Below are 13,955 nucleotides of genomic sequence, written 5' to 3' on the forward strand. Positions count from 1 at the left end.
GGTATCCGTTCAGCAGGGTGGCAAAATAAGATAGACAAAAACGTAGCAACAAATGGTCAGTGCCTGACACTGGCTTTTTCACAAAAAACGTTGTAGAGCGCTTTCGTCAAACTGGATCCCAGTGTCAGCTACTTTCATGACAAGAAAAAAAGGACTGATTTCACATGAATCTGAACAGATACGATTTAGGAGATAGTAAACTTCATCTACCCTCTAATATAAGACTTACTTGTACTAGACACAACTTAATCTGACAGGGATGAATTAACTGACAGAAGAATTGAGGTAGTTAAAACTAATATCAGTCTCTTGTTTCATGCTACTAATATTTTTCTGAAAAGCAATGTGTTTGCTATTAAGAAAAGTCTGAGTAGGCGTTTTGCCATAGCAATATTTGCCTGAATGAGGCCTTGTCTCATTATAAGAACGCAACCAATGATCAACATCTATCTGCAGATCTTCCAAAGAATTGTAGATTTTCTTGCGAAAAATAATATTGTAACACTCATCTTGCATAGTCTTATGGAATCTCTCGCATATGCCATTAGTTTGCGGAGAATTGGCTTTAGTTCTTGAGTGATCAATATTTTCGATTCCTAAGTATAACTGATAAGCGTGATTCTCTGGTTTGCCACAATATTCTGTACCTCTATCGGTCAAAATGCGCAATAATGGCACGCTTTGTACATCAAAAAATGGTATTACTCTATCATTCAGCAAGTCAGCAGCGGTAATAGCAGTTTTATCTGTATAAAGCTTAGCAAAAGCCACTCTCGAATAAGTATCAATAAAAGTTTGCTGATAGATTCTTCCTATACCCTTGATGTTGCCTACATAATAAGTATCTTGAGAACCTAAATAACCTGGATGCTCTGTTTCAATTTCACCATGTGCTTCCCTTTGTTCTTTAACTTTTTCTAAAGCCGCAAGTTGCTCCTCTGTTAGAATTATTCCATCTTGCATAACTTTTGCCTCAAGAGCCCTCAGTCTTTTTTTGAAGGTCTCAAGGTCATTTCTCAGCCATACAGATCTCACTCCACCTTCAGAGATTATTATGCCCCTTTTTCTCAGTTCATTTGCAGCTCTTTGTTGTCCATATGCAGGAAATTCTGTTGCAATATTAACTACAGCTCTTTCCATGTCTTCAGAGACTCTGTTTGCCATAAGTGGTTTTTTCTTGCTTATCTCATGCAGCGCTTCTTCTCCTCCATTTTCATATAGTTCTTTGAATCTATAAAATGTATCCCTTGAATATCCCATAACCTTGCATGCTTGAGACACATTTCCAAGCTGTTTTGCTAGCTCTAGCAATCCTAGTTTCGGCTTTAGTATTTTTGTTTGTATCGTACTCATTTCTAACACTCCTTTCTTTTATTATTTTATAACTTACTTTTTTAAAGTGTCAGATCAAGTCTTGTTTAATACAACACTAGTTACTTGTAACCCTTCAATGCTTATATCGCTGCAGCTTGTACTTGGACTCTCCATATCTCCAAGCAATAACTTTGTTATCTCTGTGTGGCCTTTGAGAACAGATAAATGTAAAACAGTCTTGCTAGAATTATCTGTTATATTAATATTTGCTCCGTTTTTAAGCAATAATTTTACCACATTCTCATGGCCTCCCTGAACAGCTAAATATAAAGGAGTAGCACCGAAATGATTTTTTACATCAATATCTGCTCTGTTTTTAAGCAATAATTCCACCTCCTCTTTACAATTTAGGGAAGCAGCATAATGTAAAGGAGTAAAACCATAATTATCCACTGCATTAACATTTGCTCCGTTTTTAAGCAATAATTTCACTTGCTCTAAGCGATTTCCGCAAGCAGCATAATGTAAAGGGACAAGACCTTCATTATCTGTTGGATTAGTATCTTGTTTGGCTCTCAACGATAATTCTATATGAGGAAGAGTAAATCGAGAATTACTTACTGAATTTTCTTGTTCTTGATACATAAAATACCTCTAATTTCTTACAGCTTAGTATAAATATCTGCACTATATAAACATCAATTCAACTTATCATCAGGGTAATGGTAAAACTTTCTCCTTTTATAATGAGCATAGGCCTGTGTACATTACTCTAATTATGAGCTTGAGCAGCTGCTTGAAGTTGTTCAGCACTTGGATTATCCAAATTCCGACTTGGAATACTAAAAGGTGCTCTAATAACATTTCTTAACTCTTCATTTGTTAAGCAATTAGTGATTTTACTTTTCACTTCTTGTGGAAAATCTTTCAAATCAACAGAATGATTCATAACTATGTCACTTCTATATAATAAATCCTTTCTTTTCATTGCCTTATGAAGTTGGCCTGTTATAATATTAGCATATATAGGAAAATCCTTTTCATATTGCTTTTCTTCTAAATATCTTTTTACATCATAGTTTTGGTCAAATAAGTACCCTGCTAATTTATTCTTATCATTCTCCCGCAAAAACTGATATAAAGATATAGTGCTGTTACTAAGCCTACCACTCACCTCATTCTTACACAAATCCCAAAATTCGGACAATTCACTATTGTTAACAATACACTCTGGTTTCATTGTGATACCACTATGTAACACAGCATATACAATTATAGTTCTTACTAGCATCGGTTTATCGCAGTACCCTTGGTAACAACCAGTAGCTACAATAGATAAAGGGGTCCTTCCTTTCTTGTCTACTGCATTAACACTTGCCCCTTTCTCAAGCAGCAACTTTACTAATTCCTCCTGAACATACTTAACTGCAAAATGTAAAGGAGTCATATCAATATTATCTACTGCATTAACATTTGCTCCTCTATCAAGCAGCAATTCTGCTACCTCCACCTTGCCACTTTTAACTGCAGTATGTAAAGGAGTCCACTTTCGCCTTTCTACTGCATTAACATTTGCCCCTTTATTAAGCAGCAACTCTGCTACTTCCTTATGAACATACCTAACTGCAATATGTAAAGGAGTCTCCTTTTGCACAGTTGTTACTGCATTAATATTTGCTCCAGCTTCTATCAACTCCGTAATCTGCTGTATATTCTCTCCTTTAGAAGAATTCATTAATAGTTCATCCAATTCTCTTTGTTCCCTTTCATTCATAATTTACCCCACAATTTCATTGTAGTTAATTTAATATGTAAAAAAATAATATCAACCCAATTTATCACCACCGGGTAACGGTGGCAAGCCAAAAGCTTCTCTTTTTTCATTAAGTGTCATGAAGCTTGCGTTTTCCACGTATTTCCACATCTTTTGTCTTTTTTCCATTAGAATTTCTATCGCGTCTTTATCATATGACAAACATAAATCTTTACCAAACTTGGGCACTAGCCAAGAATTCAGGTGACAGATAATATTTTCTAGCGTTGGTAAAATCGTCTGTTCCCAAAGGGAAAGACGTGCTTCGATCAAATTGCTATAAGTATTATCACCTGGTATGCCAAGCAACTGCGGCGGAACGCCAAAAGCTAGCGCAATATCGCGAGCTGAGCTATGCTTGGATTCAATAAAATCCATATCCCTTGGTGATAAGCTCATCTCCTTCCACTCTAAGCCTCCTTCAAGCAATATAGGTCTCCCAGCGTTGACAGGACCTGAATAATGATCATTTATCTGCGCTTTTAAGCGTTGGTACTGCTCTTGACTTAAGTTTCCACCGCTTCCATCCTTTTCTGATTTCACAACTATTGCACCACTTGGTCTTGCTCCATTTTGCAGCATTGCCTGATTCCAAGCTCCCGCTTGGTTATGCTGATCTATACTATATGCAGCTGCCTCAATTGGTGAAAGTCCATACCAATCATTCAAAGGGTTAAAGGTTCTAAGATGCAGTACTGTTGAACGCCCAGTCAATTTATCAACTTTAAAGTCATAACTGTTGTTATTTACGGTATAACGATAGACATAAGGAACGTTATTTCTTCCTGGAATAATTTCAACTCTATCGGGGCGCAGAAGATAAAGCTCTGTTGGTTTGTTCTGCGCCTCAATCATCAATACATAAGAATTGCCATTAACTAATCGATAAGTCACAATCCCTTCAATAAATTCCGATTTTGATGTCATTGGATTAGGAGAATAAAGTAACTTCAGTAATGGATGCGCTTTTAGTTGTGATTTTCCCTGGTCAGTAAGCTGGCAGAGAGTAAAAGGTACCGAAGATGCAGCACTTGCGATCATATTAATTGCTCGAAAGGCAATGACATTTTTTATGTAGCCTTCCTCAGCAAAACTTGCATAATCGCGCCTACTCCAACTTGGTTCCATCATTAGTTGCAAAGCAGAGTATTCACTGCTTTTCTTTCTTTGAAAAATGTTAAAATTCATATGTGCCTCCTGAAAATTTTGTTAAAAATTTGAAATTGTAGTTGAATTATATCAATTAGTGTTACAAGAATGATGTCATCCCAGTGCTTGACACTGGCGTCTAGAACAAAAGAAATATAGACTCCAGCGTCACGCGCTGGAATGACAAAGCTGTGAGTACTACCAGAACTGGAACCTCAGTGCCTTCTTCCCCTGTCATCCCAGTGCTTGACACTGGGATCCAAGAATTTAATTGTAGATAGCGCACTTAACTGGTGAGCATAGCTGTTTTATACCAGAACGAACACCTTTGACTAGATTGTATGAAAAGCTGGATCCCAGTGTCAGCTACTCGGATGACAAACATGCACTACTTCAACTACACCATCGTTAAAGAAACCAGAAAAGCTGTTAACAAAGCTGAAGCTCTCCTTGAAATCCCTCAATTTTTGGGTTGTTAATTTTGCTATTGCAGCTACTCATTGCATAAACATTAAGACAAATGTTTGTCACTATTCCAACAAGCATGCACATTCCTGTAATCATTGCAGCTACAGTAAAAGCTGTGCCTAAGGTTCCACTTGTAAATATAGCTGCTATTAACGTTGGAACAAATAGACAGAATGAGGGTTTGGTTATGTAGCTATAAATCTTACCAGCTCTACCTAAGTTTTTCCACGGTTCAGCAAGATCTTTCAATGCACCAGTAAGATTTCTTGCCATTTTAACTTGAGTCTCTAAGTTTTGCTTAAAGTAATCACTTAAACTAGTACTTGGAGAGTCATAAGAAGCATCTTGCATAGGAAAAACAAACCAGACACCATCTTTTCCTGGTCTTTAAACTCCCCATTCATGAACTTAAAATTCCCAACATGAAATCTAGATCCATCAATATACCTCAGGTTAAACTGCATATTAGAATTTAATACATGATTTAAACTGCTTGCCTTTTTATCTATTAAAGCTTCAAATTTTTCTTTGTTCTTATCATAGCAGTCAATGAAATCTTCCAACTCTTTTGATAGCTTTTCTAGATCTATTTTTATGCCAAAGCTTCTCAGTTGTAGCAGAAAATTAAAAAAGTTTTGTAAATAATCTTTGGTGTTACTAAAGCTAAAATAGAATGACCTACCATGATCAATTTTTGCCCAGAGTTTTTCTTTTACTTTTTTACCTTCTGCATTCTCATACTCTTTTTCTATTACACCAAAATTTTCTGGGTTCACAATATCAGATTCTCCAAGCAATATTTGAGCAGCCAGTATTTTTTCAAAACCTTTTGCATCTTGGTAATTTTCACCTTTTTTCTTAAGATCCATTAATGTTGTAAACTTACTCAAAAACTTTGATCTCAGATGAAGCTTATCCTGGTATTTCTCTTGCTCAATGTGCTCTTTAAATTGATCTTTGAAAATGTGTTTTCTTTTCACATATCCTTCACGTTCCTTTCCATCTCGTTCTAAGTCGTATTCCCCTGGCTTATAGCCTTTTCCTTTTTGTGTGTCGGACTTTATAAATCTTTCTCTTGGCAAATCGGCATTTGTTACCAATTTAACAATTGGAGCTCTGTCATATAAAAACAGCTTATATAAATCACCAGCAACGTATTCCCTGATAAAATCAGCAATATTTAAGTCGTCATAACATATACTGCTTTCTACCTGCAGCCATAATAAATCAATAAGACTGTTTATTATAAAATCCGGCAAATAAGGATTTTGCAATTTTGTAGCTTTTCTTGATCCTTTGTAAAAAGATTCTTTGAATTGTGCTAACTTAGACTGTTCTTCCTCTTTTGTAAGCGTATGATTTAGAACAGACTTAACCATGAAAGGTAGCCTATCACCTTCATTGTCGCTATACTCGTGCTCTGCTTGAAATCCTGAGCTGCAGCCTGCTTCTTTCTCTCCTACTTTCTTGAACTCACTAAGAGGTTGCAGTGTTCTATCGTGAAAATGTTTTTTCAGAATTTCTATATTCTACTTTTTACTTTTCTTAGATTCTTTTTTTGCTGCTTCTAAAGCGTCTTTTTCCTTTTTAGTCAATTTTTCTACAAATTGATCCCATTGTTCTTGACTGAACTTACCTAATTCATTTTGACTTTCTTGTGTTGTACCTAACATAAAATTCTCCTATAAAATTAACTAAAATATTTTAATTTAATACAGATATTAATTATTTATTAATATATTACTGAATTCAGTAATATATGTCAAGTCTTTCATTATCACCGGACAGTGGCAAATGCTTCCCTTTTCTCGTTATAAAGTTTACACGACTTTTACTTTTGCGTGGAAAGCTCACCAATAACCTAAACTTGCTTGAAAGCCAAGGTGCTTATTGAGTAATATAAAGCTTAATAAAAGAAATTGAACATGACGGAATGGCTAATATATAACCAACTTGTTGATTATAACCATGCTATAAAATTCATGGAAGCAAAAATTCAACAAATTCACAATAATTTATCTGATGAGTTAGTATGGCTGCTCCAGCACCCTCCACTTTATACTGCAGGAATCGGTGCAACAGATGATGACATTATTGAAAAATTATTTCCTATATATAAAACAGGTAGGGGTGGTAAATATACATATCACGGACCAGGGCAGCGCATTATATACTTAATGCTAAACCTCAAAAAAAGAAACAAATGTGACATAAAACTATATATCAGAGACCTAAGTAATTGGATCATAAATGTTTTAAAATACTTTAATATACTTGGGGAATTTAAGGAAGATAGAATAGGCATTTGGGTGAACAACAACGGAGTAGAAGAAAAAATAGCAGCTTTTGGCATTCGCTTGAGAAAATGGGTAACTTATCATGGCATAGCACTTAATGTCTCTCCAAACTTTTCCCACTATAAGGGTATTATTCCTTGTGGACTAAAAGATTACGGCGTTACATCAATGGAAAAACTAGGAGTAAAAGTTTCTCTTTGCGAATTAGATGATATATTAAAGCAAGAGTTTCATAAGATATTTTAATGTATTCCTTTATTCTTTATTTTCTATGCCTTTTACTCACTAGTCCTGCAAATCAAGTTGATATTATTGCTCCTTCTTCGAAAGGAAAAGAATCAGATCTGCCTACTATAAGGGAATACGTAAAAACTTTGGATTTTAATCCTCACATTTCGGAGAAAATATACAGTAATGACAACCCATTTTATTCTAACTCTGATGAGTTTAGAGCGAATGATTTGGTTAATGCGCTCACTGATGATAGCAAAATAATTTGGTGTATCAGAGGAGGAGAAGGGGCTTCTCGATTAATTCCTTACCTAGAAAAGCTGCCCAATGATAAAAAAGAAAGAATTGCTCAAAACAAAAAAATTCTTATAGGCTATAGTGATATCACTGCTTTACATATTTATCTGCAAGTTAAATATGACTGGCAAACTCTTCACGGTACCATGTTGGAAATGATAGTAAATAACTCTGTTGCTGAAAGCTCTGTTGAAAAATTAAAAGAATTAATTCTTAACCAACACAACTCTATCAGATTTGATAACCTAAAAATGATCGACAATGGCATTAGACTAAAAAATGGCAAATTAGAGTCTAAAATCATCGGTGGTAATATGACTTTGGTTGAAAATAGCATAGGAACTGCTTGGCAAATAAACGCAAAAAACAAAATTCTATTTTTAGAAGACATAAAAGTTTATCCATATTCAATTGAGCGCAGTCTAGATCACCTAAAACAAGCTCATATTTTTGATGGAGTAGATGCAGTAATCTTTGGAGACTTTATTAACTGTTATAATGATAATCTTGTCGAAATTGTAAAAGAAAGGTTTGCAAAAAGTGTCAACTTTCCAGTATTTACAATGAAAGGAGTAGGCCATGGACATATAAATAACCCTTTACCTTTCAACACTCACGCTACCATTAGCGTTCAAGACGAGAAGGAGTTTATGGATGTGCAACAGTTATACAAGTAGCTTTATCTAACACTCCTTTCATTCCAGCACTTTCGTTGTCATCCGAGTAGCCCTCTTTCTTGTCATTCGAGTAGCCTCTTTGGTGTCATCCGAGTAGCTTGACACTGGAATCTAACTAAGTTGGTAAACACGAAAGCGCTTTTTTTGACGGAATTGCACAAAAAAACTGGATGCCAGTGTCAGCTACTTGCATGACATCATCTTTTTTATCAGGTGCATATGAAACCAGTGCTTTCTTGTCATCCCAGTACTCCTTATTCTTGTCATTCGAGTAACCCCTTCAGTGTCATCCAAGTAGCTGACACTGGGATCCAGAACAGGTAATAAGAAGCACTGAAATGACATCTCTATAGAACTCCTAACCAATCAAAAATATTAAGAAATTTACCAAGCAAAAAAAAGGCAAAAGAATCCCCCAGTAGTGAGTTTTAACCCTATAATAATGTAAATCGGCATTGTAATAATGTGCTAACGCTTATTTAAAGCGCGTTTTGGCTGAATGTAGAAAAAATAAAAAAGACATGCAGCCGCTATAATTTTATGTAATCTGCCAATATATACCTGAGTTTTTTACTGAATTTTGTTGTTAAATCTGCAGAGATTAAAAACAAGGATAAACACTCTTATTGTCATGATAAGAAGATTGATGAGGTTTGTCAAGTTGACTCTATTGCATATCCTTATAAGTAAATTAATGTTATCCTTAACTATTGCTAATCTAAAATTTTTTATGTTCATACACTTACGTGTTCATAGCGTTTATTCTCTGCTTGAGAGTTCGGTTAAAATTGAGGAGCTGATTGGTCTTTGTTTGCAGAACAAAATGCCGGCAGTTGCAGTTACTGATTCAGGCAACTTATTTGGCTCACTTGAATTTGCAGAATATGCAGCAAATAAGGGAATACAGCTAATAGTAGGATGCAATATTATAGTTAAACATTCAGAACAAAATTTACCAATATTGCTACTTGCAAAAAATGAACAAGGCTACACTAATTTAGTCACCTTGGTGAGTGAGTCTTTTAAAAAGCGCAAAAATAGCAGCGATATTCCCTACGTTGATTTTGATGAGCTATTAAGTTTTAATACAGGTCTAATCGCCTTAACTGGTGGATGTTTGGCTCAACTGTTATTGGAGCAAGACAAAGAAACGGTTGAAAAACTGCTTTCAGCATTCGATGGTCATTTATATGTTGAATTGCAGCGTCATGGGCTGAATAAAGAGCTAGAGCTTGAAGAAGCTTTAATAGATTTTGCTTATCAGCGCAATATACCACTAGTGGCAACGAATGATGTGTTTTTTTCAAATAGATCTGATTATGAAGCTTATGATATATTAACGTGCATATCGGAGGGCAGTTATGCCCTGGAGAATAACAGAAAGAAGTTAACTACCGAGCATTACTTCAAATCTTTGGAAGAAATGGAGGAACTGTTCAGCGACATTCCCGAAGCAATTTATAACACTTTAGTGATAGCTAAGCGGTGCTCTTACATGCCAAGAAGCAGGCAGCCTATCTTGCCTAAATTTCCTTGTCGAGAAAATAAAACTGAGAATGAAGAACTGAGGGAGCAGGCAGTTGCAGGATTAGAATTCCGCATTGCAAATGAAACAGACATAAACCTTAAACAATACTACGATCGGCTGAATTACGAACTAAGCGTAATAACTTCGATGAACTACGCTGGCTACTTTTTGATAGTTTCTGATTTTATTCGTTGGAGCAAAGCAAATGGCATTCCAGTTGGACCGGGAAGAGGTTCTGGTGCTGGATCAATTGTTGCTTGGAGCTTGCAGATTACAGATCTTGATCCAATAAAATTTGGTCTGATCTTTGAAAGATTTTTAAACCCTGATCGTATATCAATGCCTGACTTTGATATCGATTTCTGCCAAGAGAAAAGGGACCTGGTTATTGATTATGTTCAGAAAAAGTACGGTTATGTTGCTCAAATAATCACTTTTGGAAAATTGCAAGCAAGGGCAGTATTGCGTGATGTTGGTAGAGTATTGCAAATGCCTTACTCTCAAGTGGATAAAATATCTAAAATGGTTCCATTTAATCCAGTAAATCCTGTAACTTTATCGCAAGCGATAGAGTTTGATCAAAATCTTCAGAAAGAAAGGGATAGTGATGAAGTAATTGCCAAACTTCTTGATATATCTCTAAAGCTCGAAGGAATATATCGTCACGTTTCAACTCATGCTGCTGGAATTGTAATATGCGATCAAAAATTAGAAAATTTTGTTCCCGTCTATTATGATCCAAATTCGGCTCTGCCAATCACTCAATACAGCATGAAATATGTAGAGAAAGCTGGGTTAATAAAATTTGATTTTCTTGGACTTGGTACGCTAACACTAATAGATCATGTATGTCGTTTAATTAATCGTGATGAAAAAAAATTTGATATTTCCTCGGTTTCTTTGATTGATCAAAGAACCTATGAAATGCTCTCAAGAGGTGATTCAATCGGAGTGTTTCAGCTTGAAAGTTCGGGAATGAGAGAAGCTTTAATCAAACTAAAGCCAGACTGCATTGAAGATATCATCGCTTTAATTTCTCTTTATCGCCCAGGGCCTATGGATAACATTCCAACTTATATTGCAAGAAAGCATGGCCTTGAAAAGCCAGATTATATTCATCCGTTACTTGAAGGAGTGTTAAAAGAAACATTTGGGGTAATAATCTACCAGGAGCAGGTGATGGAAATAGCGCGTATTCTCTCTGGATATAGCTTAGCAGAAGCAGATTTACTCAGACGTGCCATGGGTAAGAAAATTAAGGAAGAGATGGATAAACAACGTGAACTTTTTGTTCAAGGAGCAACAAAAAACGGTGTTGATTACGATAGGGCAAGTTATATTTTTGATCTTGTTGCAAAATTTGCTGGTTATGGATTTAATAAATCCCACGCTGCAGCATATGCGATTATATCTTACCAAACAGCTTGCCTTAAGGCTAACTACCCATTAGAATTTTTTACGGCCTTGATGAATCTGAATATCGATGATAGAGACAAGCTAAACTTATTTTATCATGCTGCAAAGTTTAGTGGAGTTGCTATCCTTCCACCGGATGTAAACAAATCTAAGGCTGAATTTTCAATAGAGGGTGAACATATACGCTATGGCATTGCTGCTTTGCGTAATGTTGGTTTTGCTATAGCAGAAGGGATAGTAAACGCACCTTATAAGGACATATGGGAATTTATTCAAAATTCAGGACATATAATAAATAAAAGGGCATTAGAAAGTTTAATTAAATCTGGAACATTCGATAGTGTGCACAAAAATAGAAAGCAGTTATATGAGTCAATAGACACATTGATTTACTTTGCAAATAAAAATAGGCAGTCAAATCAAGCTGTTTTATTTGGCAATCTTGATGTCCTCAAGCCAAAACTCGAGAATGTGGAAGATTTTAATGAAGAGGAAAAATTAGAGCATGAGTTGTTTTCACTAGGGTTTTATTTAACTAATCATCCGCTTAAAAAATTTAAAACTCTTTTGAAAAAATTAAATATTGGGTTTATCGGAGAGAGTAAGACGATAAAAACTGCTGGTGTAATATTAAATGTGCGTATGAGAACCTCAGAACGTGGAAGATTTGTTATCCTAACACTTTCTGATCCCCACAATGTTTCTGAAATAGCATTCTACAATAATGAAATAATAGAAGAAAAAAGGAATCTATTTTCACCTGGAGCATTTGTGATAATTGATCTTGAAATTTCAGAAAACACAACGAGACTATCAGGAAAGGACATATCTGAATTTACAGAAAAGGTTACTTCTCTAATGAAAGGATTAGTTTTAACTGCTGTATGTGCAGACTCGCAAAAAGTTGCTGAGGAATTGAATTTAGTGTTGAAAAATGGAGGCAAAACCAAAATAATGCTTGAGCTTCTTCTTGAAAAACATAAAGTCAGCATCTTGTTGCCAGGTGCATATTCAATCACTCCCCAAACTATTTATGAAATATCTCACTTAAGTTGGATTCAAGGCGTAGAAATTAATACAAATAACTTGCTTATATAAAAAAGTTTTATATAATTAAAGTGTTTAATTGATATTAAAGGAAGATATAGTGAATCTCTATGAATTTACTTTTATAGCACAACCGAACTTATTGCAGCAAGAAGTAGAAGAAATGGTCCAGGAATTGGCTATTTTGTTGAAAAATATTAAAGCAGATGTTATTTCTCAGGAGGTTAAAGGTCTTATAGAAAGAGACCATAGCACAGCTACAAAACAAGAGCTAGAGGCAAGCACTGAAAGCATTAAAAAAAGTCTGATTGTTTACTCTGATTTTTTGGAAACTCTGACAAAAATTTTATGGGTTGAATTGGAAGAAGATTTTTCAAATTTAAAAGAAATAAAGTCAAGAATCGATAAAGAATTGAAAAATGAACTAAGTGATACGGGAATAAAACAAAATTTTATGGACCTTCCAGGAGCTAACACTAAAAGTGCATTTATCTATAATGTAGCAAATGCTTTTAAGGAAAATGTTTCACAACATCTAATAAAGCCCCTTCAAGAGGTTTTAAAAAGTTTTAAAATAGTAGACTCAAATCAATTGAGTAAAACTCTGGAAGTGCTTTTGAAAAATATTGAAGCTTCAGGATTGATAAAATATGAATATTGGGGTCTATTGGATTTTGCATACCCAATAAATAAGATGAAAAGTGGTCATTACTGTATGATGTGTATAAGTTTTACTTCAAGCATTATGGATGAATTTGAGCGTAGAGTAAAACTGAATGAGAATATTATTCGCCACTTGTCTGTACGGGTTAATGAGTTTTTTAAAGGTAAATCTTACATGATGGATAAACAAATTGAGGAGAAAAGTGCATAATGATGAAAAGACGAAATAGTTTTAATAATTCTTACGTATCTGTAAATAACAGAACTGGCTTTAGGCGTCCTAAGGTCTGTCCTCTTGCTGCATCTAAAGATGAGGACATAGACTATAAGAATATAGATTTATTATCCAAATTCACCTCTGACTATGGTAGAATATTACCTAGAAGGTTAACAGGTGTGTGTGCAAGAAAACAAAGAAAGTTGCGCTTAGCAATTATAAGAGCACGCTTTTTAGCTCTTGCTCCTTACTGTACTAAAAAAGTTAGGTAATTTATGTTAATAATTTTAAAGGAAAATATAACAACTTTAGGTAAGCTTGGTGAAGTTGTCAAAGTTAAACCAGGTTATGCACGTAATTTTCTTTTTCCACAAAAAAAGGCGATGAAAGCTACTAAGGAAAATTTAATAAAGCTAGAGGAACAGCGTTTGTTATTGGAAGAAGAAAATATCAAGAAATTAAATTCAGCAAAAGTGCTTGCATCATCATTGCATGATAAGTTTATTATATTAATAAAGCAGGCTTCAGAGGATGGAAAGATTTTTGGTTCTGTAACAATACGTGAAGTTGCAAAAACTTTATTACAAGAAGGATATGAGATAAGTCATCATAGTTTATCTTTTGGTGGAATAAGTATCAAAAATTTGGGCGAGTATCAAGTGAATATAGAATTACATAGTAAAGTGATAGTGCCAATTACTATATACGTTGTCAGATCTGAGAAAGATGCACATGAATTGAGGCAAGTAAAGTTGCAAAATCAGAAATCTGAGCAACAAGAAGATACAAATAACGAATAGCAGTGAAGAAAATATTTCAACTACTCCTGTCATTCCAG

At 34.8% G+C, this 13,955-nt stretch carries 13 protein-coding genes; 6 read left to right on the forward strand and 7 right to left on the reverse strand.

Features of this window, described 5'->3' with window-relative positions; all coding sequences use genetic code 11:
- Positions 1-264: 264 nt before the first annotated feature.
- The 7 genes from HGO49_RS02610 to HGO49_RS02640 all read right to left on the reverse strand — a co-directional run bounded on the left by HGO49_RS02610 (position 265) and on the right by HGO49_RS02640 (position 6,417).
- Positions 265-1,353 (reverse strand): IS481 family transposase, encoded by a 1,089-nt coding sequence (locus tag HGO49_RS02610; RefSeq protein ID WP_096616077.1) that lies wholly within the window; start codon positions 1,351-1,353, stop codon positions 265-267.
- A 54-nt stretch (positions 1,354-1,407) separates the two neighbouring features.
- A complete protein-coding gene (locus HGO49_RS02615) occupies positions 1,408-1,959 on the reverse strand; it encodes an ankyrin repeat domain-containing protein (RefSeq protein ID WP_017532173.1) in 552 nt (183 codons plus the stop codon).
- 127 nt (positions 1,960-2,086) lie between these two features.
- Positions 2,087-3,088, reverse strand: a complete 1,002-nt coding sequence (locus HGO49_RS02620; RefSeq protein ID WP_017532174.1) for an ankyrin repeat domain-containing protein — start codon at positions 3,086-3,088, stop codon at positions 2,087-2,089.
- A gap of 51 nt (positions 3,089-3,139) precedes the next feature.
- Complete coding sequence (locus HGO49_RS02625) at positions 3,140-4,315, reverse strand: phage portal protein (protein WP_017532175.1); 1,176 nt, start codon at positions 4,313-4,315, stop codon at positions 3,140-3,142.
- A 390-nt stretch (positions 4,316-4,705) separates the two neighbouring features.
- On the reverse strand, positions 4,706-5,017 hold the full coding sequence (locus tag HGO49_RS02630) for a hypothetical protein (RefSeq protein ID WP_237398581.1): 312 nt from the start codon (positions 5,015-5,017) through the stop codon (positions 4,706-4,708).
- A gap of 38 nt (positions 5,018-5,055) precedes the next feature.
- Complete coding sequence (locus HGO49_RS02635) at positions 5,056-6,123, reverse strand: hypothetical protein (protein ID WP_017532177.1); 1,068 nt, start codon at positions 6,121-6,123, stop codon at positions 5,056-5,058.
- A 150-nt stretch (positions 6,124-6,273) separates the two neighbouring features.
- Entirely contained in the window at positions 6,274-6,417 is a 144-nt protein-coding gene (locus tag HGO49_RS02640) for a hypothetical protein (protein ID WP_017532178.1), read from the reverse strand.
- Between the two features lie 252 nt (positions 6,418-6,669).
- Here HGO49_RS02640 and lipB point away from each other — a divergent pair, with 252 nt between their 5' ends.
- The 6 genes from lipB (at position 6,670) to rplI (ending at position 13,917) form a co-directional block, all read left to right on the forward strand.
- Complete coding sequence (gene lipB, locus HGO49_RS02645; RefSeq protein WP_017532179.1) at positions 6,670-7,287, forward strand: lipoyl(octanoyl) transferase LipB; 618 nt, start codon at positions 6,670-6,672, stop codon at positions 7,285-7,287.
- Positions 7,287-8,246: an LD-carboxypeptidase gene (locus HGO49_RS02650; RefSeq protein WP_017532180.1), complete on the forward strand. Its 960-nt coding sequence runs from the start codon at positions 7,287-7,289 to the stop codon at positions 8,244-8,246. Before lipB ends, HGO49_RS02650 begins: the two co-directional genes overlap by 1 nt.
- A 730-nt stretch (positions 8,247-8,976) precedes the next feature.
- Positions 8,977-12,288 (forward strand): DNA polymerase III subunit alpha, encoded by a 3,312-nt coding sequence (gene dnaE, locus HGO49_RS02655; protein ID WP_026092608.1) that lies wholly within the window; start codon positions 8,977-8,979, stop codon positions 12,286-12,288.
- Between the two features lie 49 nt (positions 12,289-12,337).
- Entirely contained in the window at positions 12,338-13,111 is a 774-nt protein-coding gene (rpsF, locus tag HGO49_RS02660) for a 30S ribosomal protein S6 (RefSeq protein WP_026092607.1), read from the forward strand.
- The gene (rpsR, locus tag HGO49_RS02665) at positions 13,111-13,389 is read left to right on the forward strand and encodes a 30S ribosomal protein S18 (protein WP_015587948.1); all 279 of its coding nucleotides are present in this window, start codon (positions 13,111-13,113) and stop codon (positions 13,387-13,389) included. Before rpsF ends, rpsR begins: the two co-directional genes overlap by 1 nt.
- 3 nt (positions 13,390-13,392) lie before the next feature.
- Positions 13,393-13,917 carry a 50S ribosomal protein L9 gene (gene rplI / locus HGO49_RS02670; RefSeq protein ID WP_017531824.1) on the forward strand — a complete coding sequence of 175 codons (525 nt, stop codon included), beginning with the start codon at positions 13,393-13,395 and terminating at the stop codon, positions 13,915-13,917.
- The last annotated feature ends 38 nt before the right edge of the window (positions 13,918-13,955 follow it).

This window comes from Wolbachia endosymbiont of Diaphorina citri, assembly GCF_013096535.2.
GTDB lineage: Bacteria > Pseudomonadota > Alphaproteobacteria > Rickettsiales > Anaplasmataceae > Wolbachia.

Excerpts from the sequence above, each read along its gene's own strand:
- HGO49_RS02635 (WP_017532177.1), bottom strand. The coding sequence starts at position 6,123 with ATGGTTAAGTCTGTTCTAAATCATACGCTTACAAAAGAGGAAGAACAG.
- rpsR (WP_015587948.1), top strand. The coding sequence starts at position 13,111 with ATGATGAAAAGACGAAATAGTTTTAATAATTCTTACGTATCTGTAAAT.
- lipB (WP_017532179.1), top strand. The coding sequence starts at position 6,670 with ATGACGGAATGGCTAATATATAACCAACTTGTTGATTATAACCATGCT.
- dnaE (WP_026092608.1), top strand. The coding sequence starts at position 8,977 with ATGTTCATACACTTACGTGTTCATAGCGTTTATTCTCTGCTTGAGAGT.
- HGO49_RS02615 (WP_017532173.1), bottom strand. The coding sequence starts at position 1,959 with ATGTATCAAGAACAAGAAAATTCAGTAAGTAATTCTCGATTTACTCTT.
- HGO49_RS02620 (WP_017532174.1), bottom strand. The coding sequence starts at position 3,088 with ATGAATGAAAGGGAACAAAGAGAATTGGATGAACTATTAATGAATTCT.
- HGO49_RS02610 (WP_096616077.1), bottom strand. The coding sequence starts at position 1,353 with ATGAGTACGATACAAACAAAAATACTAAAGCCGAAACTAGGATTGCTA.
- HGO49_RS02640 (WP_017532178.1), bottom strand. The coding sequence starts at position 6,417 with ATGTTAGGTACAACACAAGAAAGTCAAAATGAATTAGGTAAGTTCAGT.
- rplI (WP_017531824.1), top strand. The coding sequence starts at position 13,393 with ATGTTAATAATTTTAAAGGAAAATATAACAACTTTAGGTAAGCTTGGT.
- HGO49_RS02650 (WP_017532180.1), top strand. The coding sequence starts at position 7,287 with ATGTATTCCTTTATTCTTTATTTTCTATGCCTTTTACTCACTAGTCCT.
- HGO49_RS02625 (WP_017532175.1), bottom strand. The coding sequence starts at position 4,315 with ATGAATTTTAACATTTTTCAAAGAAAGAAAAGCAGTGAATACTCTGCT.
- HGO49_RS02630 (WP_237398581.1), bottom strand. The coding sequence starts at position 5,017 with ATGGCAAGAAATCTTACTGGTGCATTGAAAGATCTTGCTGAACCGTGG.